Consider the following 23,477-nt stretch of genomic DNA (forward strand, 5'->3'; position numbering starts at 1 on the left):
GAAAATGAAAAAAACAATTTCAAAAGTTGTAGCACTAGCGGTGGTATCTGTTGCTTTATCTGGCTGTGTTGGTAGCAATGCAGTAACGGGTTACCTAATGAAGTTCAACCTTAAAGCCGTTGATAACCGTTACGCTCGTGGTGGTTTGAACATATTGCTTGCACCGGCTTACGGTCTAACAGTTGCAGCTGATTACTTGGTATTCAACTCACTAGAGTTCTGGACGGGCAGCAACCCACTAACAGGTGCACCGCATATATTTGATACTAAGATTGATACTTACCTTGATATCAACAATCAGCTTGATAAGTCACTGACTGAAGCACCAATGGGTCCGATTACGAGTGCTGATATGATTGAGAAAGGTCAAATGCAGCAGATCGACGAAAACACGATCCAAATGGACATCACTTACCAGTCTGGTGAGCGTGCGACATTGATCGGAGTTCGTGATGGTGAGATGGTGACATATTTCATCGACGGCGAAGTAGTAGCACAAACTTCAATTGATGAGTTAGAAAGCTACGCGGCTTCACGCGCTTAATTGTTTATTTAGTCACAAGTACATAGCTACAAAGATTGGATACAAAAACAGGTACTCATTGAGTACCTGTTTTATTTTGTGTCTATAAACGGTGTTTACTGAAAAGTGCTATTTAGTGAAGAGCCCTATTTATTGGAAACACCATTTATTGAACATACATAGTTTATCGAATTATGCTTTTTCTGGGATAGCTGCAAGCAGTGCAACCATTTGATTCCAGAATAGCTCAACCGTATCGATCTTCACTTTCTCATCAGGAGAGTGAGGGAACTTGATGGTTGGGCCGAAAGAAACCATATCCATGTTCGGGTAAGGTTCTTTGAATAGACCACACTCAAGACCAGCGTGGATAACCATGATGTTTGGTTTGTGACCGTAGATACCTTCGTACATGTCGCGGAAGATGTGCATGATTTCTGAATCTGCATCTGGCTTCCAACCTGGGTAAGCACCAGAGAATGCGATGTTAGCGCCTGCTAGTTCAGCAACAGAGTGAAGCATGTTTTCTACTTGGCTACGACCTGAATCGATAAGAGAACGGATCAGGCAAAGCACTGTGATTGAGTTCTCTTCTGTTGTGATAACACCTACGTTTAGAGACGTTTCAACAACACCTTCAATCTCGTCACTCATACGAATCACGCCGTTTGGACATGCGTTAAGTGCCGCGATAAAGCGAGCTTGGTCTGCTGACGCAAGTGCGCCCATTTCTACAGAAGCTTCTTCATTGAAAGTCACGATGCTGTCTTCTACTTTACCTAGCTCTGTTGAAAGCAGCTCAGTGTAGTAGTTGTATAGTGAAGCCAGTTTTTCTTGGTTTGCCGCAGGAACAGCAACCGTTACGAAACCTTCACGAGGGATCGCGTTACGAAGGCTACCACCTTTGAATTCGACGATGCGAAGGTCTAGCTCTTTTGCGTGACCCGCTAGGAAGCGAGCAAGCAGTTTGTTTGCGTTTGCACGACCTGTGTGGATGTCACAACCAGAGTGACCGCCTTTTAGGCCTTTTAGCGTTAGCTTACGTGTTACGAAGTCAGCTGGAATCGCGTTACGAGCAATTTCAAATGTCATTGCGCCGTCGATACCGCCAGCACAACCCATGTACACTTCGCCTTCTTGCTCTGAATCGGTGTTAAGAAGGATATCGCCTTCTAACCAACCCGCTTCAAGACCGAAAGCACCAGTCATACCTGCTTCTTCATCTACTGTTAGTAGAACTTCGATAGGGCCGTGTTGGATTTCGTTTGAAGCAAGAACCGCTAGGCACGAAGCCATGCCCATGCCGTTATCAGCGCCAAGCGTTGTGCCTTTCGCTGTAACCCACTCACCATCAATGTATGGTTGGATTGGATCTTTAGCGAAGTCATGAACTGTGTCTTCGTTCTTTTGTGGAACCATATCGATGTGAGCTTGCAGCACGACACCTTTTTTGTTTTCCATACCCGCCGTTGCAGGCTTTTTGATGAATACGTTACCCGTTGGGTCACGACGTACATCTAGGCCTTGCTCTGTTGCCCAAGCAATAATGTATTGAGCAAGTTCTTCTTCATGTTTCGAAGGGTGCGGGATTGAACAAATTTTATCGAAAAACTGCCAAATAGGGGCAGGGGACAATTTACTGATCTCAGAATGGAATTCAGACACGGATGACTCCTTTTTATTTGATAACCATATATTTAGGTTTTGTAATGGCAAAAAACTAGAACAAAAATCTAAAATATGGGTCTGTTTTGATGGCAACAGCATACCACTTGAGCGTTTTGACGAGTAGCGGTTCTAAACCTCAAATAGCTCAAATTTTGAAAGCGATCTTGTCTATCTGATCATAAATAAGCGCGTTGATGCTTATAAACGGTACAGGCAAACGTTTGTTTAATTCTATTTTGTAATTTAATTACAAAAATGAGTTTGCAAAACAACCGTAAATAGCCAAAAGTGTGACGTATAGCAAAAAATACTTGTAATCTTTTTTCTTTAGGGTATATTAATAACCAACTTCTGAAGTGAAGAGTAAATGCTCAAAGGATGAGTCCGTTTTATCGCCTCCAAGGAACCGAGAAATCAAATTCGTTTTTTATTGATTTATTAAGGTGATAGTTATGAAAGGTTTACCATCTGCAATGTTCTGGATTAACAGCTCTGTTTACACTAGCAACTTTGCATACCCTACAAGCTTTGGTTACTAATACCACAAGCATGTAACTCGAACAGTTTTGTTCACCCCTATATATTGGAATTATTTTACAGCCCTTTTGGTTGACAGATTCTACCGCCACTCAGTTTTGAGTGGCGTTTTTTTTGCCTGCTACTTTTCCAAACCGCTTTCGCTTATCACTTTTCCTGCTGTTCTGCGTGGTTGTTTTTTAAACGCCGAAATATCAATTTGCGCCTTATTACTGATCCTGTTGAAAAATACATAACTATTGTGGGTTTGAATTCGGAATTTATTAGCTAGATTCTCAATGAAAATAACTGATGGTTTAAAAAATGGCCAAGTACTTTCATCGTATTTATCTTACTTATCTTATTGTTTTTAATGGTTACTTTATCTTTCAGTCTTCATTTTTAATCGCTCTGTTTCATACTGCATTCTGATAAAGATCGATTAGAGCCTTAATTCTATCTGGAATTTGTTATTTGATAACTTTATAATCCACAGCCAATCGATTACGCAACCGTTTACTTTTTACCCTTATAGGATTCGATAATGTTCGAAAAGCTATTCAAACTCAGTGAAAATGGCACCAATGTGCGCACTGAAATCATCGCAGGTCTAACAACCTTCCTAACAATGGCTTACATCATTTTTGTAAACCCAATGATTCTAGCTGATGCTGGTATGGACCATGGCGCTGTATTTGTAGCAACCTGTTTAGCAGCTGCTATTGGCTGTTTCATCATGGGCTTTGTTGCTAACTACCCAATTGCTCAAGCTCCAGGCATGGGTTTGAATGCATTCTTTACCTACGCTGTTGTAATGGGGATGGGTTATACGTGGCAAGTTGCTCTGGCAGCGGTTTTCGTATCGGGCGTGATCTTCATCTTCTTAAGCATCTTTAAGATCCGTGAATGGATTATCAACTCGATCCCAATGTCTCTGCGTGTTGGTATCTCTGCAGGTATCGGTCTTTTCCTAGCGTTTATTGCTCTTAGCAATGCAGGCATCGTTGTTTCTAACCCAGCAACGAAAGTTTCACTGGGCGACATTACCGCGATTGCTCCTATCCTAGGTGCGCTTGGTTTCTTCCTTACGATTGCTCTTGTTCACCGTGGTGTAAAAGGTGCAGTGATGATTGCTATTCTAGCTATCACAGCTGTTGGTATTGCTATTGGTGACGTTCAATACGGCGGCATCATGTCGACACCACCAAGTCTTGCACCGACATTCATGCAGCTTGATTTCTCTGCTGTATTTGAAATAGGTATGATTTCAGTAGTATTCGCTTTCTTGTTCGTCGATTTATTCGATACAGCGGGCACTCTGGTTGGTGTTGCAACGAAAGCAAACCTAATCAAAGAAGACGGCAAATTGCCGCGCTTAAACAAAGCACTGCTTGCTGACTCTACAGCAACATCTATTGGTGCATTGTTAGGTACATCAAACACAACCTCTTACGTTGAGAGTGTTGCGGGTGTAGCAGAGGGCGGTCGTACTGGTCTAACAGCGGTTGTTGTTGGTATCTTGTTCCTACTGGCTCTTTTCTTCTCACCGCTTGCCGGTATGATTCCAGCCTACGCAACATCTGGTGCGTTGTTCTATGTAGCAATTTTGATGATGTCTGGCCTAGTTGGTATTGATTGGCGTGATCTTACGGAAGCAGCCCCAGTCGTGGTAACATGTCTGCTTATGCCGTTGACATACTCTATCGCTGAGGGTATCTCACTAGGCTTCATCGCTTACGCTGCAATTAAGCTGCTAAGTGGTAAAGGTCGCGACGTTTCACCTGCTGTGTGGGTAATGTCGGCTATCTTTATTCTTAAATATACTTTCGCTTAATCGTCTAGATTTCTGCTTAATCGCTGAAGAGGCTATGTTTGAAGTAGCCTCTAATAACATGACAAAATTATTAGGTTTTATACTATGAGCAACAAATTCGTTATCACTTGGGACAACATGCAGACTTACTGTCGTCAACTTGCTGAAAAGCAAATGCCAGCAGAGCAGTGGAAAGGCATCTGGGCAGTGAGCCGTGGTGGTTTGGTTCCTGGTGCAATCTTGGCTCGTGAGCTAGGTATTCGTCACGTAGATACGATTTGTATTTCTAGCTACGACCACGATCACCAACGTGATATGACAGTCGTTAAAGCACCTGAAGGTGACGGCGAAGGCTTCCTAATCGTTGAAGATCTTGTTGATAGTGGTGACACTGCACGCAAGCTTCGTGAAATGTACCCGAAAGCGAAACTGATCGCTGTGTGTGCAAAGCCATCTGGTGCTGACTTGCTAGATGAGTACATCGTTGATATCGCTCAAGACACATGGATTGAGCAACCTTGGGATACTAGCCTAAGCTACGTTGAGCCGGTAAATCGCAAGTCAAAATAAGCGTAAACTTAGTTTTTTGAGAAATGACCCTTTATAGGGTCATTTTTTTTTATATGATTAGTAACAACCATTTCTTATTAAGTATCCCAATGTCTGAATCAGAAGAAACGAGCTCGAACCTTTCGGAAACCTTGTTTGTAAAGCACAAGCAGGCTAAAGAGACCTCAATGCTGACACAATACATGCCAAGCTCTGAAGCGCTATTGGATGAGAAGCGTGAACAGCAAAACTCATCATGGTACCGAAACCTAAGACGTCTTCAGTGGGTATGGCAAGGCGTTAACCCCATTGAGCAAGAAGCGGTATTGGCTCGCATCGCGTCATCAGATAACTCTCGTACAACCGATGAGTGGCTTGATACGGTCATGGGTTACCGAAGTGGTAACTGGGCATACGAATGGACCAAACTGGGTATGCAGCATCAAAATCGCTCGAACGAGAAGAAGGGTGAAGAAATGGCTGAAGAGCTGTTTTCAGCATCGTTGTGCTTCAGCATTGCTGGCTACCCACATCTCAAGAACGACAATTTGGCGGCTCAGGCTCAAGTGTTGGCCAACGCAGCTTATTCTGAAGCAATTAAGCATACGAAGTTGATCGTCAAACAGATTGATATTCCATACCAAAACAAGAAGATCAAAGCGAACTTGCATCTTACCAAAACAGACAAACCACAACCGGTTGTGATTGTCAGCGCTGGTCTAGATAGCTTGCAAACCGATATGTGGCGTTTGTTTAGGGATTACTTAGCACCAAAGAACATTGCAATGCTAACGGTAGACATGCCATCGATAGGGCACAGTGCACATTGGCCGTTAACAGAAGACTCATCTTGTCTTCACCAAGCTGTCTTGAATGAACTGCCTAATATCCCGTGGGTCGATCACCACAAGGTTGGCTTGTTTGGCTTCCGCTTTGGTGGCAATGCGATGGTGAGATTATCTTTCCTTGAGCAGCATAAGCTTAAAGCGTGTATCTCTTTAGGCGCGCCAATTCACGATATCTTTGTTCATGCCGACAAACTGAAACAGATGCCTAAAATGCATTTAGATGTTTTGGCTTCACGTCTTGGTAAAGGGGCCGTTGATATCAATAGTCTTTCTGGGCAATTGATGGCGTGGTCACTCAAGGTACAAGGTTTGCTGTCAAACAGTAAAACCAGTGTGCCTATCTTGGCATTAGCGTTAGAGGGCGACCCAGTATCTCCTCCAATGGATAACCAACTTGTTGCTATTTACAGTGATTACGGTAAAGCGAAGAAAATCAAAGCTAAATCAATTACACAAGGTTATGAGCAATCCCTCGAATTGGCGATAAAGTGGCTTGAGGATGAATTATTTAGATGACATTTCTCCTAAATTAGTTAAGCATGAAAAGTGTACAAAGTAAGTACCTGATACTCAGAAATAATTTATAAAATCCAATTGCGTAGTTTCTACGTATAACATTCTGAGTAACGTCATTCTTAACATTGAAATGGAGATTCAATATGTCAGAAGTGACACAACAACCTACGCATTATCGCTTGTTAAATGTTTTAAAGGCTATAGGCCCTTACTTAAGGGAGCCGCAATCAGAAGAAGGCCACTATATTTTTGATTGCTTGTCTGTGTGTGTGAACGATAAAAAATCGCCAGAAGAACGTGAGTTTTGGGGCTGGTGGTTGGAGTTGGATAAGTCGGAAGAAGGATTTTCGGCGAAGTACAACACGGGTAAATACAACATCGATGGTAACTGGGATCCTTTGCCATTACCTAAAAAGGCGATCGCTGAGGTCTCTCGAACTCAAGAAGCCTTTCACCAAAAGCTGGTTGATGAACTTCAAAAGAAATTTGAAATCGGCGTTCAGTTAGACGAAGAGTCTGTCGAATTCGTCTGATTTTAAAGGTTACTCTTCTATATAAAGCAAAAAGGTGCGATTTCGCACCTTTTCTGCTTGTGAATTCCCCTTTTGATTGCTAAAACATCACCTCTTATTTGTTTTATTCATAAAAGACTTCATGACAACAAATCATCAAAGCGGGACAACAACACAGAGTAAAACTGTCGTTGTTAAACTGGGTACCAGTGTCTTAACTGGTGGAACATTGGCATTAGACCGCGCTCATATGGTTGAGCTGGTTCGTCAATGTGCTGAATTAAAAAAACAAGGCCACTCTGTGGTTATGGTTTCGTCTGGCGCAATTGCAGCCGGACGTGAGCACCTTGGTTACCCCGCACTTCCCAACTCGATGGCAAGCAAACAATTGCTTGCGGCAGTTGGGCAAAGTCAGTTGATTCAAGTTTGGGAGTCTTTGTTTGCTATCTATGGCCTTAAGATTGGCCAGATGCTACTGACTCGTGCTGATCTCGATGATCGCGAGCGTTTTCTTAATGCACGTGACACGATCAATGCGCTTGTTGAGCACGACATTATTCCGGTAGTAAACGAAAACGACGCAGTAGCAACCAACGAAATTAAAGTGGGCGACAATGATAACTTGTCGGCCTTAGTGGGTATTTTGTGCGGTGCTGATAAGCTTTTGCTATTAACGGACCAAAAAGGCCTGTTTACGGCTGACCCTCGTAAAGACCCAAATGCTGAGCTCATCAAAGAAGTGAAAACTATTGATGACACACTGCGCAAGATCGCAGGCGGCAGTGGTACTACGTTAGGTACTGGCGGCATGGCGACAAAACTGCAGGCGGCTGATATTGCTCGCCGCGCTGGCATCGAAGTAATTATTGCTGCGGGCAGTGCTGAAAATGTGGTGTTTGACTCACTGAGTGACAACCCACAAGGCACACGTTTCTTACCTTTAGCGGAAGCGCTTGAAAACCGTAAACGCTGGATTCTAGCGGGCCCTGCTTCAGCTGGTGACATTGTGGTCGACGACGGCGCAGTAAACGCAGTCAACACTAAAGGCAGCAGCTTGTTGGCGAAAGGGGTTGTTCGAGTTAAAGGCGAATTCTCTCGTGGTGAAGTCACCCAAGTTACAGACAGCAAAGGTAAAGTAATTGCGCGTGGTATTGCTAGCTATTCAAGCCAAGACCTAGCAAAAATTGCAGGCAAGCACAGTAAAGATATTGGCGATATTCTTGGATACGATTACGGGTCGGAAGTCATTCACCGTGACGACCTTGTTGTAATCCAAGAATAGCTCGTGATGAGAAGGCGAATCACCTTTTTGCATCCAAAGACAGACAGAATTTAGGGAGAGTTAAACGTGGATTTAACTAACATGGGTATTGCAGCAAAAGACGCTGCTTTCCACCTAGCGACCGCATCAACGGCGCAAAAGAATAAAGCATTGGCGATTATCGCTGATGAGCTAGAAGCAAACGCAGCCACGATTTTAGAAGCAAACGCGAAAGATATCGAACTTGGCCGTGAAGCGGGTCTGACTGATGCACTGCTTGATCGTCTATTGCTGAACGAAGAACGCTTAACCGGTATCGCTAACGATGTGCGTAACGTGATTAGCCTGAATGACCCAGTTGGCAGCGAAATTGACAGTAAGGTACTTGAAAACGGTATGTCACTCTCTCGCCGCCGCGTACCACTTGGTGTGGTTGGTGTTATCTACGAAGCGCGTCCAAACGTAACTATCGATATTGCAGCACTGTGTCTCAAAACTGGTAACGCAAGCATCCTACGTGGCGGCAAAGAGACATTCTTCTCAAACATGGAGCTGGTTAAAGTAATCCAGTCTGCATTAGAAAAAGCGGAACTTCCTGCGGCTTCTGTTCAGTATATCGAGAAACCCGATCGTGAGCTTGTCTCTCAACTGCTTAAACTGGATGACTACGTGGATATGATCATTCCTCGTGGTGGTGCTGGTCTGCACAAGATGTGTAAAGAGAACAGTACTATTCCAGTTATCATCGGTGGTTTCGGTATCAGCCATATCTTTGTTGATGAGAGCGCTGATCTTGAGAAGTCTGTTGATGTGGTTGAAAACTCGAAAGTTCAACGTCCATCAGCGTGTAATTCATTGGATACGCTGCTAGTGCATGAAGCGGTTGCTGAGGCTTTCCTTGCTAAGCTAACACAGCGTTTAGCAGGCAAAGTAACCTTGGTTGCTGACGCGAGTGCTAAATTATTGCTTACTGGTTTTGAAGACCAACGTGATGCGGTTGAAGGCGACTTTGACACAGAATGGCTAAGCTACACGCTAGGCGTGAAAGTGGTTGCTGACGTTGCAGAAGCGATTGACCACATGCGCGTACACAACGCGAGTCACTCAGATGCGATTATGACTAACAGTCTAGAGAGCTCAGAGCGCTTTATTAATTCAGTCGGTTCAGCTGCAGTCTATGTGAATGCATCAACACGTTTTACAGATGGCGCACAGTTTGGTTTAGGCGCTGAAGTTGCTGTGTCTACTCAAAAGCTGCATGCTCGCGGCCCAATGGGCTTAGAAGAGCTGACAAGCTACAAGTGGGTAGGTAAAGCGAACTATTTAGTTCGCGGTTAACGCTGGTCGTTAATTTTACTCCTCAGCTCATTTTTGAAATGGCGCTCGAGTAGCAATAATCAATGAATTACCACACAAAAGGGCCTTAATTGGCCCTTTTTCTTTCCTAACGTTTGGCAATTCCGTTACACTGATATTCAATTATTTGGAGGTGATATGCATTGTCCTTTTTGTTCAGAGAACGACACTAAAGTAATCGATTCAAGACTGGTAGCCGATGGCCATCAGGTTCGTCGTCGCCGTCAATGCCTTGCATGTAGTGAACGTTTTACGACTTTCGAATCGGCAGAACTTGTGATGCCTAAAGTCATAAAGTCGAATGGAAACCGCGAACCATTTAATGAAGATAAAATGGTCGGTGGTGTGCAGCGCGCCCTAGAAAAACGCCCAGTGAGTGCTGATGCGATTGAACTTGCGATCAGCACGATTAAGTCACAACTCCGTGCGACTGGTGAGCGTGAAGTACCAAGCGAGATGATTGGTAACCTTGTGATGGGCCAATTGAAAGAATTGGACAAAGTGGCGTACATTCGTTTTGCCTCTGTTTACCGCAGCTTTGAAGACATCCGAGAGTTTGGCGAAGAAATCGCTAAATTAGAGGATTAACTCCTCAATCATGTCAAACTTTACTCCCCTAGATTTTCAAATGATGTCGCGTGCTATTCAGTTAGCCAAACGCGGCATTTACACTACTGCACCAAACCCGAATGTGGGTTGTGTCATCGTGCAAACCGATGGCCAGATCGTTGGCGAAGGTTTCCATGCCAAAGCTGGCGAAGCTCATGCCGAAGTACACGCTATGAGAATGGCGGGTGATAAGGCAAAAGGTGCGATCGCTTATGTCACACTTGAACCTTGTTCTCATTACGGTAGAACGCCGCCTTGTGCTGAAGGTTTGATTAAGGCTCAAGTTTCAAAAGTGATTTGTGCCATGCAGGACCCAAACCCTAAAGTCGCAGGCCGTGGTATCAAGATGCTACGCGACGCAGGTATTGAGGTTGAAATCGGCTTGTTAGAGCAAGATGCTCTCGATTTAAATCCTGCATTTATTAAGCGTATGCAAACGGGCATGCCATTTGTTCAGTTAAAGATGGCCGCTAGCCTTGATGGACAAACGGCATTGGAAAATGGTCAAAGCCAATGGATCACATCGCCAGAAGCGCGTCGTGATGTTCAGAACTTTCGAGCAAAATCAGGCGCGGTGCTATCAACCAGCCAAACGGTGATTGAAGACAACGCGTCGCTGAATGTTCGTTGGGCAGAGTTGCCAAGCAGTACCAAAACAAATTACGTTGAAGACGAGTTGCGTCAGCCAATTCGCGTAATTCTTGATCGCCAAAATCAACTGTATCCTGAGCTCAAGTTATTCCAAACTCCAACATCGGTATTGAGAGTCGCTGAAACCTCTGCTGATATTGAAGTCGAAACCACAGATGCAGGTCAGCTCGATTTACACGATCTAATGCGTCAATTGCCAGCGAACCATATTGATCATATTTGGGTCGAAGCGGGCGCTACCTTGGCAAAAAGCTTGATTGAAGCGCAGCTAGTGGATGAGCTAATCCTTTATTTAGCACCTAAACTAATGGGCAGTGACGGACGAGGTTTGATGGGCGCATTAGGACTCACTTCAATGTCTGATGTGATTGACCTAGAAATTAAAGATGTTCGACAGGTTGGTGTGGATATTCGCATCGTCGCGAAACCTATTATCGCGAAACAAATAATAACGAAACCATAGTGGAAATAGTTCTGCTAACCAAATACATGTCGTTGACAACAAAAAGAGTTTTAAAATGTTTACAGGAATTGTAGAAGCCGTAGGTACATTGAGTGCAATCACTCCCCGCGGAGAAGACATCACCGTAACGGTTAATGTTGGTAATCTTGATATGGCTGACGTTAAGTTAGGCGACAGTATCGCGACCAATGGTGTTTGTTTGACGGTTGTTGAGTATAACGATCACAGCTACAGTGCAGACCTTTCGCTTGAGACCCTGAAAAAAACGGGTTTTGTCGATTACCAAGCTGGCGACAAGGTAAACCTAGAAAAAGCAATGTTACCGACCACGCGTTTCGGTGGTCATATCGTGTCGGGTCACGTTGATGGCGTGGGTGAGATTGTTGAGCGTAACCAAGTCGGTCGTGCGATTGAGTTCTGGGTTGAAATGCCAGCAGAGATCTCAAAGTACGTAGCTCAAAAAGGTTCAGTCACCGTTGATGGTATTAGCTTGACGGTGAATGATTTACGCAAGAATGCCTTTAAGCTGACTATCGTTCCTCATACCTCTTCAGAAACGACCATAGATCAATTCAATGTTGGTCGCAAAGTGAATCTAGAAGTCGATGTATTAGCGCGCTATATGGAGCGTTTACTGCAAGGCCAGCAGCAAGAGTCTGAGCCTGAATCTCGACTGACGATGGAATTCTTACAGCAGAATGGTTTTGCTTAACCGTTTGTACAAAGCTTGCTAAAGAGTACTTTGTAAAAGCGCAGCAATATCATCAGGTTTAAATAGTGTCGGTTCTAGGAAGCAGAACCATTTCAAAGGATATAGAACAATGCCAATTAGTACTCCTCAAGAAATTATTGAAGACATTCGCCTAGGGAAAATGGTTATCCTGATGGATGATGAAGATCGCGAAAATGAAGGCGATCTGATCATGGCAGCTGAACATGTTACGCCAGAAGCGATTAACTTCATGGCGATGTATGGCCGTGGCTTAATCTGTTTAACACTGACCAAAGAGCGTTCAAACCGCATGGGTTTAGCGCCTATGGTCCAAGACAACAACGCTCAATACACGACTAACTTTACGGTTTCGATTGAAGCGGCAGAGGGCGTAACAACCGGTATTTCTGCATCAGACCGCGCTGTTACCGTTCAAGCTGCTGTGGCAAAAGACGCAAAAGCGGCTGACTTAGTTCAACCTGGCCATATCTTCCCTCTGACTGCTCAAGAAGGTGGTGTTCTAACGCGCGCAGGCCACACTGAAGCAGGTTGCGATTTAGCTCGTCTAGCAGGCTGTGAGCCAGCATCTGTTATCGTTGAGATCCTAAATGACGATGGCACCATGGCACGTCGCCCTGATCTTGAAGTCTTCGCTGAAAAACACGATATCAAACTAGGCACCATTGCTGACTTGATTGAATATCGTAACAACACAGAAACGACGATTGAACGTGTAGCACAATGCCATCTTCCAACAGAGTTTGGTGATTTCGAGCTTGTGACTTACCGTGACACGATCGATAACCAGATCCACTACGCAATGCAAAAAGGCAGCTTAACCGAAGGTGCTCCTTTGGTGCGTGTTCACCTGCATGATACGTTTACCGATCTGCTTCATTCTGATCGCGGTACCGAGCGTAGCTGGTCGCTAGATAAAGCGATGAAGCGCATTGGCGATGAAGGCGGTGTGCTGGTTATTCTGGGCAACGAAGAGTCTTCTGATTCTTTGATTCACAAAGTGAAGACATTCGAAGCGCAAGATAAGAATGAGCAACCAACCATGGCTAAGAAACAAGGTACTTCTCGTCGTGTTGGTGTGGGTTCTCAGATTCTACAAGACCTCGGTGTTCATGATATGCGTTTGTTGTCTTCAAGCACTAAGCGTTACCACGCATTGGGTGGTTTTGGCCTTAACGTTGTTGAATACGTTTGCGAGTAAGATGACGTCTGTCCGTTTATAGCGACATAATTTACCGATGATTTCAGTGGCTCTTTTAGAGGTTAATTTCGATAAAAGAGCAAAGTAGCCAAGCCCGATTCAAAACGTGTCGAATACACAAGTTTGGCTACTTGCTGCTCCAATATGGTTGGCAGCAGCGCTGCGTTATCATCTTTACATCTCCGGTGTCTGTTCTTCTAAATTAGCATTAGATATTGCTCACAGTTTTGTGCTAGAATCCGGCGATTCTCACTTGATGAAAATAGTTAAAGGAAGGCTTATGAAAGTGATCGAGGGTGGCTTCCCAGCGCCAAATGCAAAAATTGCTATCGTTATTGCTCGTTTCAACAGTTTTATTAACGAAAGTTTACTTTCTGGTGCAATCGATACTTTAAAGCGTCATGGACAAGTAAGCGAAGACAACATCACTGTTGTTCGTTGCCCTGGTGCAGTAGAACTTCCACTTGTAGCGCAACGCGTTGCAAAAACAGGTAAGTTCGATGCGATTGTATCTCTTGGTACAGTAATCCGTGGCGGTACACCTCACTTTGACTATGTTTGTAGTGAATGTAATAAAGGTTTGGCACAAGTGTCTCTGGAATTTTCTCTTCCAGTAGCGTTTGGTGTTCTTACTGTTGATACGATCGATCAAGCTATTGAACGCGCAGGAACCAAGGCTGGTAATAAGGGTGCAGAAGCCGCACTTAGCGCACTTGAGATGATCAACGTTCTTTCTGAAATCGATTCCTAATGGGGGCCAGTGTGAAACCAGCCGCACGTCGTAACGCACGTCAATTTGCTCTACAAGCAATTTATTCTTGGCAAATTACTAAAGAAAATATTGCTACCGTTGAAGAACAGTTCTTATCTGGTGGTAAGTATGATGAAGAAGAGCATCATGCCGCAGAACCTGCTCTAGCTATGCCAGAAACAGACGTTGCATACTTCCGCGACCTACTAACTGGTGTTGCTCTTAGCCACATGGAACTTGATAGCAAGCTTCGTCCATTCGTATCTCGCCCTATGCAAGATTTGGATTTGATGGAACTAGCGCTTCTACGTTTAGCTATGTACGAGATGACTCGTCGCGAAGATGTACCATACAAAGTGGTTATCAATGAAGCTATCGAGCTTGCGAAAGTATTCGCAGCAGAAGACAGCCATAAGTTTGTTAACGGTGTGCTTGATAAAGCTGCACCGCACGTTCGTAAGAAATAAGACGTTCGTATATTGAATCTAAAGGTCAGCTTTTATGCTGGCCTTTTTTGTAACTAAATTTCTGTAATATCAATAATTACGGTGATTTGTATGAAGACTAAAGATAGGGCATGTGATGTCTGGCGAATTTAACCTGATTGAAAAATATTTTGTAAATCGACAACCACAACGTAAAGACGTACATCTGGCTGCTGGCGATGACTGTGCTTTGGTCAAAGCGCCAAGTAATGTTCAGATAGCGATTAGCACGGATACTTTAGTTGCGGGCACTCACTTCTTAACAGAGGCGAATCCGGCATGGGTAGCACACAAGGCGTTGGCTTCGAACATTAGCGACCTTGCGGCGATGGGTGCGACGCCTGCCTGGGTTTCATTTGCGTTAACCATGCCAGAAATCGATGAAGAATGGCTTGCTCCCTTCTGTGATTCCTTCTTCAAACTTGCAGACTATTTTGGTATTCAACTTATTGGTGGTGACACGACCAAAGGGCCGCTGAGTTTAACGCTGACTGTACAGGGCTTTGTGCCAGAAGGCCGAGCACTACGCAGAGATGGCGCGAAAGTGGGGGACTGGATTTACGTAACGGGTAACTTAGGTGACAGCAAAGCTGGGCTAGAGGTGATATTAGACCCAGAACAGAACAAAGCTAAGCCTTATGCACTTGAGCTAGAAGAGAGGCACTACATCAGCTCTCCACGAGTATTGGCGGGGCAGGCGCTCGTGAACCTAGCTTCATCGGCTATTGATATCTCTGATGGCGTTATTGCCGATTTAAAACACATCCTTAAGCGTTCTCAGGTCGGTGCAAGCATTGATGTGAGTGCGTTACCAATCTCCGCTGAATTACTTCAATTCTCTTCTGATACCGGTTCTGCACAGCAGTATGCATTGACCAGTGGTGAAGAGTACGAACTCTGCTTTACCGTGCCGGAAGAGAATAAAGGTTCATTGGAAAGTGCTTTGTCGCACACAGGTACAAAAGTCACCTGCATTGGCCAGATAAGACCTGTAGAATATTTTGAATTACACAATAATGGTGAACCACTAAGCTGGAACTTAACTGGTTACGATCACTTTAAGGTTAATTGATGACAAATCCACTTTCTCTTATTTCTCTTAAAAATCCTTGGCACTTATTGGCTACGGGTTTTGGCAGTGGCTTATCGCCGATTATTCCAGGCACAATGGGCACGCTTGCGTCGATCCCCTTTTATCTATTGCTGGTTCAGTTACCTTTCCCTGCTTATGTCGCAGTAGTGGTTGTTAGTTGTATTATCGGTATCAAGATCTGCCAGGTGACATCTGATGATATGGGTGTACACGACCATGGCTCTATCGTATGGGATGAGTTTGCGGGCTTTTGGATCACCATGGGTCTAGTGCCTTTATTGAATATCCCTACGGATGACTGGAAATGGTTATTCACTGGTTTTGTCCTATTTCGCTTTTTCGATATGGTGAAGCCTTGGCCTATTGGCTGGCTAGATAAACGAGTACACGGCGGCTTAGGTATTATGATTGATGATATTGTGGCAGGTATTATGGCGGCTGTTGCCTTGTACGCAGTGGCACATTTCGCGGGCTGGTTAGTTTAAGTTAGCTAAAGGATTAAGGCTTAGTTGCAAGCACATTAAGCTAAGTCTCGGATACTAAAAAGGTTGACCCTAGGGCCAACCTTTTTTGCTTTTATTGCTTACGACTTTAGAGCTTACGTGTTAAGGCTATTTAGCAAGATAGTCAGAGATCGACTTCTCAATGCCTTTCGCATCTAAGCCAAGCTCTTCATGCAGCTCATCCTGTGTTCCTTGAGCAATAAACTTGTCTGGGAGGCCAAGATTCAATACTGGCATCAGTAGTTTCTCTTGCATCAAGAATTCAATCACACTCGCGCCCGCACCACCTGCTATTGCGTTTTCTTCGATAGTAACAAGTACATCGTAGTCTGCAGCAAGTTGTTTGATCAAAGCTTCATCGAGTGGCTTCACAAAGCGCATATCAGCCACTGTCGCATCGATAGCGTCTGCGGTTTGAAGTGCACTCTCAAGGAAAGTACCGAAGCTTAGGATAGCGACTTTCGAGCCATCTTTTGCTTTTTTGCTTTCACGAACGATACGACCTTTACCAATCTCTAGCGCAGTAAACTCACTTTGAATCTCTGTACCCATACCATTACCACGAGGGTAACGAACGGCACTTGGACCTGTGTGCTGGTGGCCAGTGTATAGCATTTGGCGACATTCGTTTTCGTCGCTTGGTGCCATGATCACCATGTTTGGAATACAACGCATAAAGCTTAAGTCGAACGCACCTTGGTGTGTTTGACCATCGGCGCCAACAAGACCTGCACGGTCAATAGCGAACATAACCGGTAGATCCATGATAGCGACATCGTGGATCAGTTGATCGTAGCCACGTTGTAAGAACGTCGAGTAGATAGCCACAATCGGCTTATCACCCGCAATCGCCATACCCGTTGCTAGTGTCACTGCGTGCTGCTCAGCAATCGCTACATCGAAGTATTGCTCTGGGTACTCTTTCGAGAAACGTACCATGCCAGAACCTTCACGCATTGCTGGCGTAATTGCCATCAGCTTAGGATCTTGCGCAGCCATATCACACAGGAAGTCGCCAAAAATCTTAGAGAAAGTTGGTTTAGAGCTGGTGCTCTTAGGCAGACTTGAGTGTGCAGGATCGAATTTAGGTACGCCGTGATAACCAATTGGATCTTTCTCAGCAGGCTCGTAGCCTTTGCCTTTCTTGGTCATGATATGCAGGAACTGAGGGCCTTTAAGGTCTCTCATGTTCTTCAGCGTTTTAATCAGCTCATTCACATCGTGACCGTCAACCGGACCAATGTAGTTAAAGCCTAACTCTTCAAACATGGTGCCAGGGACAACCATGCCTTTTAGATGTTCTTCTGTACGACGAACGAGCTCTTTAATCGGCGGAACGCCCGATAGCACTTTCTTGCCGCCCTCACGAATTGACGTGTAAAGACTGCCAGAAAGAACTTGAGCTAGGTGATTGTTTAGCGCACCGACGTTTTCAGAGATCGACATCTCGTTATCGTTCAGGATAACCAGCATGTCATTGTGAATATCACCCGCGTGGTTCATCGCTTCGAAGGCCATACCTGCGGTAATCGCGCCATCACCAATCACACTCACGACTTTACGGTTCTTGCCCTCTTTCTTCGCACTGATCGCCATACCAAGTCCGGCGCTGATCGATGTTGAAGAGTGACCAACAGAAAGCGTGTCGTATTCGCTCTCTTGACGCCATGGGAATGGGTGCAGTCCATCTTTTTGACGGATAGTCGATAAGCGGTCACGACGACCTGTAAGGATCTTGTGCGGGTAGGCTTGGTGACCAACATCCCAAACCAACTGGTCAAAAGGCGTGTTGTACACGTAGTGCAGAGCAACGGTTAGCTCTACCGTACCTAAGCCCGATGCTAAGTGGCCACTTGACTGGCTCACTGAGTTTAGAAGATAGGTGCGTAATTCATCACAAAGCTGTGTAAGCGTCTCTTTTGGAAGTAGACGCAAGTCCTCTGGCTTATCAGCCAAAGCAAGAGTTGGGTACTTGGATATATCAAGAGTCATAGGTAATGCGCGCTTATTGTCTTAGTTCTTGCGCTCGATGACGTATCGGGCGAACTCTTCGAGTAACTGGGTATTGTATGGGATTGCAGCCAAAGCTTGAAGCGCTTCCTGTAGCAGAGTTTGCGCTTTTTCTTGAGCGCCCTCTAAACCTAACAAAGAAGGGTAGGTGCTTTTGTTCAAATCTTGGTCAGAACCCTGTGGCTTACCCAAAGTTTCAGTATCGCCAGTGATATCTAAAATATCATCTTGAACCTGGAATGCTAATCCAATGGCATCGGCGAACTTGTCTAATTGAGGCATCACTTCAAACGCTTTTTCACCAGCAGCGAGAGCACCTAAACGAATCGCACTCTTCATTAGCGCGCCCGTTTTATTGCGGTGAACTTCTTCTAACTCTTCTAGCGTGACAGAGCGGTTTTCAGCTTCAATATCAAGAGCTTGTCCAATACACATACCTTGTGCACCAGAGGCTTCAGCTAGGCGTTGAATCATTCGAACGCGATTGCTTTCACCGTCAGCACTTAATGTACCTTCCGCAAGTATAGTAAACGCGAGAGTTTGTAGTGCATCGCCAGTTAAAATTGCCGTTGCTTCATCGTATTTAATGTGACAAGTCTGATGGCCACGACGCAATTCGTCGTCGTCCATTGCTGGAAGGTCGTCGTGAATCAGAGAATAGGCATGAATACATTCGATTGCTGAAGCTGGAGTGTCAAGTTCTTCCGCAGTGCAACCGAGCATTTCCCCTGTAATGTAGACAAGAAACGGACGTGCGCGTTTGCCGCCTAAAAGTAACCCATAACGCATCGCGTTAATGAGATTCTGATTTTGGTGTGGCAGGCGATCAAGCCAAAGGTTAAGTTGCTCGTTATTACGTGCTTGATAAGACAATAACGTCTCGATCATAGGGGATCTCATACAATTTGTTATTCAGGTTGTGGGTTAAAGTCACTCAGTTCTGCATTTTCATCATTTTGCAGCAGGATGCTAACACGCTGTTCAGCGTCGTTTAGTTTACTTTGACCAGCACGAGCGAGGGAGATGCCTCGTTCGAACTTTTTCAGCGCATCATCTAAAGCTAGATCACCATTTTCTAGTTGATCAACCAAGCCATCAAGCTCTTCGATAGCCGCTTCAAAGCTCATATTTTCAGGTTTCTTAGTAGCCATAATAAATCTGCGTTTGGAAAGATGAACGAACGTTACCCTAGGCCGCTAAGATGGTCAAATGTAACCAAGAATTTTTGCTAGAAAGTTCGTTTTTAAGGCGCTTGAATTTACTTTGATTGAATAACCGTGGCTTTATCGAGTTTATACGCTTTGGATAAGTCCAAAGTAAGCCAATAGTTGTGATTCAAAAACGAAAAGTGTGATACTTAGACGAAGAATTAACTAAAAGATCTTATAGTCTTGCCGATAAGAATATTATCGTCGACGTAGAACTGTAAAAAAGCATGAGGAGTGCTCAGTGGATTTAGCAACCCTAATAGGTTTGATTGGTGGATTTGCCTTCGTAATTATGGCAATGATCCTAGGTGGAAGCCTCGGGATGTTCTATGACACGACATCCGTTTTGATCGTGATTGGTGGTTCAACGTTTGTTGTTCTAATGAAATTCACCATGGGACAGTTCTTTGGTGCGGCAAAAATTGCCGGTAAAGCATTTATGTTTAAAGCCGATGAACCAGAAGATCTTATTGCTAAAGTCGTAGAGATGGCGGATGCCGCGCGTAAAGGCGGTTTCTTAGCACTTGAAGAGATGGAAATCAGCAACAGTTTCATGCAAAAGGGTATCGACCTATTGGTTGATGGCCATGATGGTGATGTGGTGCGTGCAGCACTGCAAAAAGACATCGCGTTAACCACAGAACGTCACGAACAGGGCGCTAAAGTATTTACAGCTTTTGGTGATGTTGCACCCGCAATGGGTATGATTGGTACATTGGTTGGTTTGGTTGCCATGCTTTCGAACATGGATGATCCAAAAGCGATCGGGCCGGCGATGGCGGTTGCACTTTTAACCACTCTATATGGTGCAATTCTTTCGAACATGGTGTTCTTCCCTATCGCGGACAAACTTGCTCTACGTCGTGACCAAGAGACACTGAATCGTCGTTTGGTGATGGATGGCGTACTCGCGATTCAAGATGGTCAAAACCCACGAGTTATTGACGGTTACCTGAAGAGTTACCTTAACGAAGGTAAACGTACGATTGATGGTGAAATGGCTTAAGGGGAATAAAAATGGATGAAGAAAATCCATGTAAATGTCCCCCTCCGGGTTTGCCACAATGGATGGGAACATTTGCTGACTTGATGTCATTGTTGATGTGTTTCTTTGTACTGCTCCTCTCATTCTCTGAGATGGACGTACTGAAATTTAAACAGATCGCAGGCTCAATGAAATTCGCGTTTGGTGTACAAAACCGCTTGGAAGTAAAAGACATTCCTAAAGGTACCAGCATTATTGCGCAGGAGTTTCGTCCTGGTCGCCCAGAACCGACGCCTATTGATGTAATCATGCAGCAAACCATTGATATTACGCAGCAAACTCTCGAGTTTCATGAAGGGGAATCTGAGCGTGCTGGCGGTACAATGCGTGATCAGGGCAAGATGACGGGTGGTAAATCAGCAGAAGTTTCTGCGCACAACAACCAAAACTCAGAATCAGATCAGCAGCAACAGCAAGCTCAAGAACAGTCTCAAGAGATGGAAACCTTGATGGAGAGCATCAAGAAGGCGTTGGAGCGAGAGATCGACCAAGGCGCGATTGAGGTGGAAAACCTTGGCCAGCAAATTGTGATTCGAATTCGTGAAAAAGGCGCATTCCCATCGGGTTCTGCTTTCCTACAACCTAAGTTCCGACCTTTGGTGAGACAGGTTGCCGAGTTAGTGAAAGATGTTCCGGGCATTGTCCGAATCTCTGGGCATACTGATAATCAACGTCTTGATTCTGAGCTTTACCGTTCTAATTGGGACTTATCATCGCAGCGTGCGGTGTCTGTGGCTCAAGAGATGGAAAAGGTCCGTGGTTTCTCTCATCAACGTTTAAGAGTTCGCGGTATGGCCGATACAGAGCCAGTAGAGCCGAACGATACTGAATGGCAACGTAGCTTAAACCGTCGTGTTGAAATCAGCATTATGCAGGGCGAACCGCTTTACAGTGAAGAAGTCCCAGTAATCACTGAATAGTATTTATCAAGAATATGCATCCCAAAGCTCAATCTGTCGTAGATTGGGCTTTTTCTTTGTGTGATACACAAAAGTGTTTGTACCAAGCTAGTAAGAGAAGAGAAGAGAAGAGAAGAGAAGAGAAGAGAAGAGAAGAGAAGAGAAGAGAAGATATGGATAAATGAGCTTGGATGAAATCGAGACGATAGTTTGTCACTAAGGTGAGTTTATTAATGGCACCAAAGCACGCACTCTTTTCCTTGTTTGATTTTCTCATGTATAATTCGCGCCCTTAGATTTAATATTGATCTATTATTGCTTCAATAACTATGTGAAATGACCTTTTACGTGGTGATGAACCTATTAAAATTGTGAACCTTATTGGCGTGAAAGTACTATGAAATTTATTGTTAAGCCCCACCCGGAAATTTTTGTAAAAAGTGAATCGGTGCGTAAGCGCTTCACAAAGATTCTAGAACGTAATATTCGTACTATTCTTCAGCGTCGTACTGAGTCTGTGGCTGTCTTCAACCGCCGTGACCATATCGAAGTGACGTCTGAGAGCGACAAATACTTTAAAGAAACACTTGAAGTATTGACGCAAACTCCGGGTATTCATCACTCCCTTGAAGTTCAGCAATCAGAATTTAAAGACCTGCACAACATTTACGAGCAAGTTCTCGAGCGTAGCGGTGCTCTTATTGAAGGTAAGACTTTCTCTGTACGTGCTAAGCGTCGTGGTAAGCATGATTTTACTTCTATCGAGCTAGAACGCTACGTAGGCGGCGGTCTAAATCAAGCGGTTGAATCAGCAAAAGTAAAACTGAAAAATCCAGATATTACCGTTAAAGTTGAAGTCGAGAACGATAAGCTAAACCAAGTTATTGAACGTCATAAAGGCCTAGGTGGTTTCCCTCTTGGTACTCAAGAAGATCTGCTTAGCTTGATCTCTGGTGGCTTTGATTCTGGTGTTTCAAGCTACTTACACATCAAACGTGGTTCTAAAGTGCATTACTGCTTCTTCAATCTTGGTGGCCCTGCTCACGAGATTGGTGTTAAGCAGGTTTCTCATTATCTATGGGATAAATACGGTTCATCTGCAAAGGTGAAGTTCATCTCTATTGATTTTGAACCTGTAGTTGCAGAGATCCTTGAGAACGTTGAAGACGGTCAAATGGGCGTTGTTCTTAAGCGTATGTTCATGCGTGCTGGTGGTATGGTTGCAGAGCGTTTTGGTATCGAAGCACTAGTAACGGGTGAAGCTCTTGGTCAGGTTTCTAGCCAAACGCTAACTAACCTGCGTCATATCGACAACGTGACGGACACTTTGATCCTTCGTCCACTTATCAACTGGGACAAAGAAGACATCATCGACCTGTCTCGTAAGATTGGTACTGAAGACTTCGCTAAAGTAATGCCTGAGTATTGTGGTGTTATCTCTAAGAAGCCAACCGTGAAAGCGAAGAAAGGCAAACTAGAAGCGGAAGAAGCTAAGTTTAACTTCGAAGTGCTGGAGCAAGTGATCGAGAACGCTCGTATTATGGATATCCGTGATATCGAGAAAGAGAGCCAAGAACAGGCACCAGAAGTGGAGCAAGTTCAAGCCGTTGCTGAGCACGCTGTCGTTCTTGATATCCGTAGCCCAGACGAAGAAGATGAAAGCCCGCTAGAGATCGATGGTGTTGAAATCAAACACATCCCGTTCTTCAAGCTTTCAACTCAGTTTGGTGACCTAGACCAATCGAAAGAGTACTTGTTGTACTGTGACCGTGGTGTCATGAGCCGTCTGCAAGCGCTTTACTTGCAAGAACAAGGCTTCCACAACGTTAAGGTTTACCGCCCATAGTGGTGTGTTGACCAACCGTTAATAATTTTGCAAAGCCGCATACTGAAAAGTAAGCGGCTTTTTTATTGTCTATGATGAAGGATTGACAGTAGACAGAGGCATGCGTTTGGACGTGCTATCGTCATGCTCAGTTTTGAAATTTTGGATTGATAGAACTGGTGAGATCTAAACGGGTCTATAAGTACTGAAGAAGTGTGAGTATCTTGAAGTATTCTGTTACTTTTTAGTGCAACTCAATGGTGCTATTTGTATGTGTTCAGTTGTTTATTTGAGTGGGTGTCTGATTCTGTGATTAGCGATGAAAAATAATAAAGATTAATTAGCACAGCTATTGATAAACTTATTGTTACTTTTCTTTGGACATAAAAAAACACCGCCCATAAGGCGGTGTAAACAAATTTGACAGACAGGTCAAAATAAA

General features: G+C 44.4%; 22 protein-coding genes. 18 read left to right on the forward strand and 4 right to left on the reverse strand.

The window, feature by feature from the left end:
- Window positions 1-4: 4 nt before the first annotated feature.
- Window positions 5-544: a DUF3332 domain-containing protein gene (locus AB6E08_RS01430; protein ID WP_372063917.1), complete on the forward strand. Its 540-nt coding sequence runs from the start codon at window positions 5-7 to the stop codon at window positions 542-544.
- Between the two features lie 171 nt (window positions 545-715).
- Here the strand turns inward: AB6E08_RS01430 and AB6E08_RS01435 are convergent, their stop codons facing one another.
- Window positions 716-2,188: an aminoacyl-histidine dipeptidase gene (locus AB6E08_RS01435; RefSeq protein ID WP_017099522.1), complete on the reverse strand. Its 1,473-nt coding sequence runs from the start codon at window positions 2,186-2,188 to the stop codon at window positions 716-718.
- A gap of 1,063 nt (window positions 2,189-3,251) precedes the next feature.
- On the opposite strand from AB6E08_RS01435, the gene AB6E08_RS01440 reads away from it, so the two are divergent.
- From AB6E08_RS01440 to pgpA, 14 genes are all read left to right on the forward strand, one after another.
- Complete coding sequence (locus tag AB6E08_RS01440) at window positions 3,252-4,541, forward strand: NCS2 family permease (RefSeq protein WP_012604654.1); 1,290 nt, start codon at window positions 3,252-3,254, stop codon at window positions 4,539-4,541.
- Between the two features lie 84 nt (window positions 4,542-4,625).
- A complete protein-coding gene (gene tet(34), locus AB6E08_RS01445; protein ID WP_009847475.1) occupies window positions 4,626-5,090 on the forward strand; it encodes an oxytetracycline resistance phosphoribosyltransferase domain-containing protein Tet(34) in 465 nt (154 codons plus the stop codon).
- A gap of 89 nt (window positions 5,091-5,179) precedes the next feature.
- On the forward strand, window positions 5,180-6,433 hold the full coding sequence (gene frsA, locus AB6E08_RS01450) for an esterase FrsA (RefSeq protein WP_009847474.1): 1,254 nt from the start codon (window positions 5,180-5,182) through the stop codon (window positions 6,431-6,433).
- Between the two features lie 143 nt (window positions 6,434-6,576).
- Window positions 6,577-6,966 (forward strand): sigma factor-binding protein Crl, encoded by a 390-nt coding sequence (crl, locus tag AB6E08_RS01455; RefSeq protein WP_009847473.1) that lies wholly within the window; start codon window positions 6,577-6,579, stop codon window positions 6,964-6,966.
- A gap of 76 nt (window positions 6,967-7,042) precedes the next feature.
- Complete coding sequence (gene proB / locus AB6E08_RS01460; RefSeq protein WP_017099520.1) at window positions 7,043-8,227, forward strand: glutamate 5-kinase; 1,185 nt, start codon at window positions 7,043-7,045, stop codon at window positions 8,225-8,227.
- Window positions 8,228-8,293: 66 nt separating this feature from the next.
- A complete protein-coding gene (locus tag AB6E08_RS01465) occupies window positions 8,294-9,544 on the forward strand; it encodes a glutamate-5-semialdehyde dehydrogenase (protein WP_102257772.1) in 1,251 nt (416 codons plus the stop codon).
- 156 nt (window positions 9,545-9,700) lie between these two features.
- Complete coding sequence (gene nrdR, locus AB6E08_RS01470) at window positions 9,701-10,150, forward strand: transcriptional regulator NrdR (protein WP_004734394.1); 450 nt, start codon at window positions 9,701-9,703, stop codon at window positions 10,148-10,150.
- A gap of 10 nt (window positions 10,151-10,160) precedes the next feature.
- On the forward strand, window positions 10,161-11,285 hold the full coding sequence (gene ribD, locus AB6E08_RS01475) for a bifunctional diaminohydroxyphosphoribosylaminopyrimidine deaminase/5-amino-6-(5-phosphoribosylamino)uracil reductase RibD (protein WP_372063913.1): 1,125 nt from the start codon (window positions 10,161-10,163) through the stop codon (window positions 11,283-11,285).
- Window positions 11,286-11,340: 55 nt separating this feature from the next.
- The gene (locus AB6E08_RS01480) at window positions 11,341-11,997 is read left to right on the forward strand and encodes a riboflavin synthase (protein WP_004734396.1); all 657 of its coding nucleotides are present in this window, start codon (window positions 11,341-11,343) and stop codon (window positions 11,995-11,997) included.
- 109 nt (window positions 11,998-12,106) lie between these two features.
- Window positions 12,107-13,216 (forward strand): bifunctional 3,4-dihydroxy-2-butanone-4-phosphate synthase/GTP cyclohydrolase II, encoded by a 1,110-nt coding sequence (gene ribBA, locus AB6E08_RS01485; RefSeq protein WP_017096788.1) that lies wholly within the window; start codon window positions 12,107-12,109, stop codon window positions 13,214-13,216.
- Window positions 13,217-13,496: 280 nt separating this feature from the next.
- Window positions 13,497-13,967, forward strand: coding sequence for a 6,7-dimethyl-8-ribityllumazine synthase (gene ribE, locus AB6E08_RS01490; protein ID WP_004734398.1), 471 nt, complete (start codon window positions 13,497-13,499; stop codon window positions 13,965-13,967).
- On the forward strand, window positions 13,967-14,434 hold the full coding sequence (nusB, locus tag AB6E08_RS01495) for a transcription antitermination factor NusB (RefSeq protein WP_004734399.1): 468 nt from the start codon (window positions 13,967-13,969) through the stop codon (window positions 14,432-14,434). The genes ribE and nusB overlap by 1 nt, the downstream gene beginning before the upstream one ends.
- A gap of 115 nt (window positions 14,435-14,549) precedes the next feature.
- Window positions 14,550-15,524 carry a thiamine-phosphate kinase gene (gene thiL, locus AB6E08_RS01500; RefSeq protein WP_009847468.1) on the forward strand — a complete coding sequence of 325 codons (975 nt, stop codon included), beginning with the start codon at window positions 14,550-14,552 and terminating at the stop codon, window positions 15,522-15,524.
- Complete coding sequence (gene pgpA, locus AB6E08_RS01505; protein WP_009847467.1) at window positions 15,524-16,030, forward strand: phosphatidylglycerophosphatase A; 507 nt, start codon at window positions 15,524-15,526, stop codon at window positions 16,028-16,030. Before thiL ends, pgpA begins: the two co-directional genes overlap by 1 nt.
- A gap of 126 nt (window positions 16,031-16,156) precedes the next feature.
- On the opposite strand, the gene dxs is transcribed toward pgpA, so the two are convergent.
- The 3 genes from dxs to xseB are packed head-to-tail and all read right to left on the reverse strand — an operon-like array spanning window position 16,157 to window position 19,209.
- Window positions 16,157-18,040 (reverse strand): 1-deoxy-D-xylulose-5-phosphate synthase, encoded by a 1,884-nt coding sequence (dxs, locus tag AB6E08_RS01510; RefSeq protein ID WP_017099515.1) that lies wholly within the window; start codon window positions 18,038-18,040, stop codon window positions 16,157-16,159.
- Window positions 18,041-18,061: 21 nt separating this feature from the next.
- On the reverse strand, window positions 18,062-18,946 hold the full coding sequence (gene ispA / locus AB6E08_RS01515; protein ID WP_017099514.1) for a (2E,6E)-farnesyl diphosphate synthase: 885 nt from the start codon (window positions 18,944-18,946) through the stop codon (window positions 18,062-18,064).
- A 20-nt stretch (window positions 18,947-18,966) separates the two neighbouring features.
- Window positions 18,967-19,209, reverse strand: coding sequence for an exodeoxyribonuclease VII small subunit (gene xseB, locus AB6E08_RS01520; protein WP_004734405.1), 243 nt, complete (start codon window positions 19,207-19,209; stop codon window positions 18,967-18,969).
- 298 nt (window positions 19,210-19,507) lie between these two features.
- Between xseB and pomA the strand changes: the two genes are divergently transcribed.
- From pomA to thiI, 3 genes are all read left to right on the forward strand, one after another.
- Window positions 19,508-20,272 (forward strand): flagellar motor protein PomA, encoded by a 765-nt coding sequence (gene pomA / locus AB6E08_RS01525; RefSeq protein WP_009847464.1) that lies wholly within the window; start codon window positions 19,508-19,510, stop codon window positions 20,270-20,272.
- 11 nt (window positions 20,273-20,283) lie between these two features.
- Window positions 20,284-21,231 carry a flagellar motor protein MotB gene (locus AB6E08_RS01530; RefSeq protein ID WP_009847463.1) on the forward strand — a complete coding sequence of 316 codons (948 nt, stop codon included), beginning with the start codon at window positions 20,284-20,286 and terminating at the stop codon, window positions 21,229-21,231.
- Window positions 21,232-21,607: 376 nt separating this feature from the next.
- On the forward strand, window positions 21,608-23,056 hold the full coding sequence (thiI, locus tag AB6E08_RS01535) for a tRNA uracil 4-sulfurtransferase ThiI (protein WP_009847462.1): 1,449 nt from the start codon (window positions 21,608-21,610) through the stop codon (window positions 23,054-23,056).
- Window positions 23,057-23,477 lie beyond the last annotated feature (421 nt).

This window comes from Vibrio sp. 10N.247.310.24, assembly GCF_041467175.1.
GTDB classification, from domain to species: domain Bacteria; phylum Pseudomonadota; class Gammaproteobacteria; order Enterobacterales; family Vibrionaceae; genus Vibrio; species Vibrio tasmaniensis_A.

What these genes read in the sequence shown, in the direction of transcription:
- AB6E08_RS01430 (WP_372063917.1), top strand. Translation starts at nt 5, where the DNA reads ATGAAAAAAACAATTTCAAAAGTTGTAGCACTAGCGGTGGTATCTGTT.
- AB6E08_RS01440 (WP_012604654.1), top strand. Translation starts at nt 3,252, where the DNA reads ATGTTCGAAAAGCTATTCAAACTCAGTGAAAATGGCACCAATGTGCGC.
- frsA (WP_009847474.1), top strand. Translation starts at nt 5,180, where the DNA reads ATGTCTGAATCAGAAGAAACGAGCTCGAACCTTTCGGAAACCTTGTTT.
- crl (WP_009847473.1), top strand. Translation starts at nt 6,577, where the DNA reads ATGTCAGAAGTGACACAACAACCTACGCATTATCGCTTGTTAAATGTT.
- nrdR (WP_004734394.1), top strand. Translation starts at nt 9,701, where the DNA reads ATGCATTGTCCTTTTTGTTCAGAGAACGACACTAAAGTAATCGATTCA.
- ribD (WP_372063913.1), top strand. Translation starts at nt 10,161, where the DNA reads ATGTCAAACTTTACTCCCCTAGATTTTCAAATGATGTCGCGTGCTATT.
- AB6E08_RS01480 (WP_004734396.1), top strand. Translation starts at nt 11,341, where the DNA reads ATGTTTACAGGAATTGTAGAAGCCGTAGGTACATTGAGTGCAATCACT.
- ribBA (WP_017096788.1), top strand. Translation starts at nt 12,107, where the DNA reads ATGCCAATTAGTACTCCTCAAGAAATTATTGAAGACATTCGCCTAGGG.
- ribE (WP_004734398.1), top strand. Translation starts at nt 13,497, where the DNA reads ATGAAAGTGATCGAGGGTGGCTTCCCAGCGCCAAATGCAAAAATTGCT.
- nusB (WP_004734399.1), top strand. Translation starts at nt 13,967, where the DNA reads ATGGGGGCCAGTGTGAAACCAGCCGCACGTCGTAACGCACGTCAATTT.
- thiL (WP_009847468.1), top strand. Translation starts at nt 14,550, where the DNA reads ATGTCTGGCGAATTTAACCTGATTGAAAAATATTTTGTAAATCGACAA.
- pgpA (WP_009847467.1), top strand. Translation starts at nt 15,524, where the DNA reads ATGACAAATCCACTTTCTCTTATTTCTCTTAAAAATCCTTGGCACTTA.
- dxs (WP_017099515.1), bottom strand. Translation starts at nt 18,040, where the DNA reads ATGACTCTTGATATATCCAAGTACCCAACTCTTGCTTTGGCTGATAAG.
- ispA (WP_017099514.1), bottom strand. Translation starts at nt 18,946, where the DNA reads ATGATCGAGACGTTATTGTCTTATCAAGCACGTAATAACGAGCAACTT.
- xseB (WP_004734405.1), bottom strand. Translation starts at nt 19,209, where the DNA reads ATGGCTACTAAGAAACCTGAAAATATGAGCTTTGAAGCGGCTATCGAA.
- AB6E08_RS01530 (WP_009847463.1), top strand. Translation starts at nt 20,284, where the DNA reads ATGGATGAAGAAAATCCATGTAAATGTCCCCCTCCGGGTTTGCCACAA.
- thiI (WP_009847462.1), top strand. Translation starts at nt 21,608, where the DNA reads ATGAAATTTATTGTTAAGCCCCACCCGGAAATTTTTGTAAAAAGTGAA.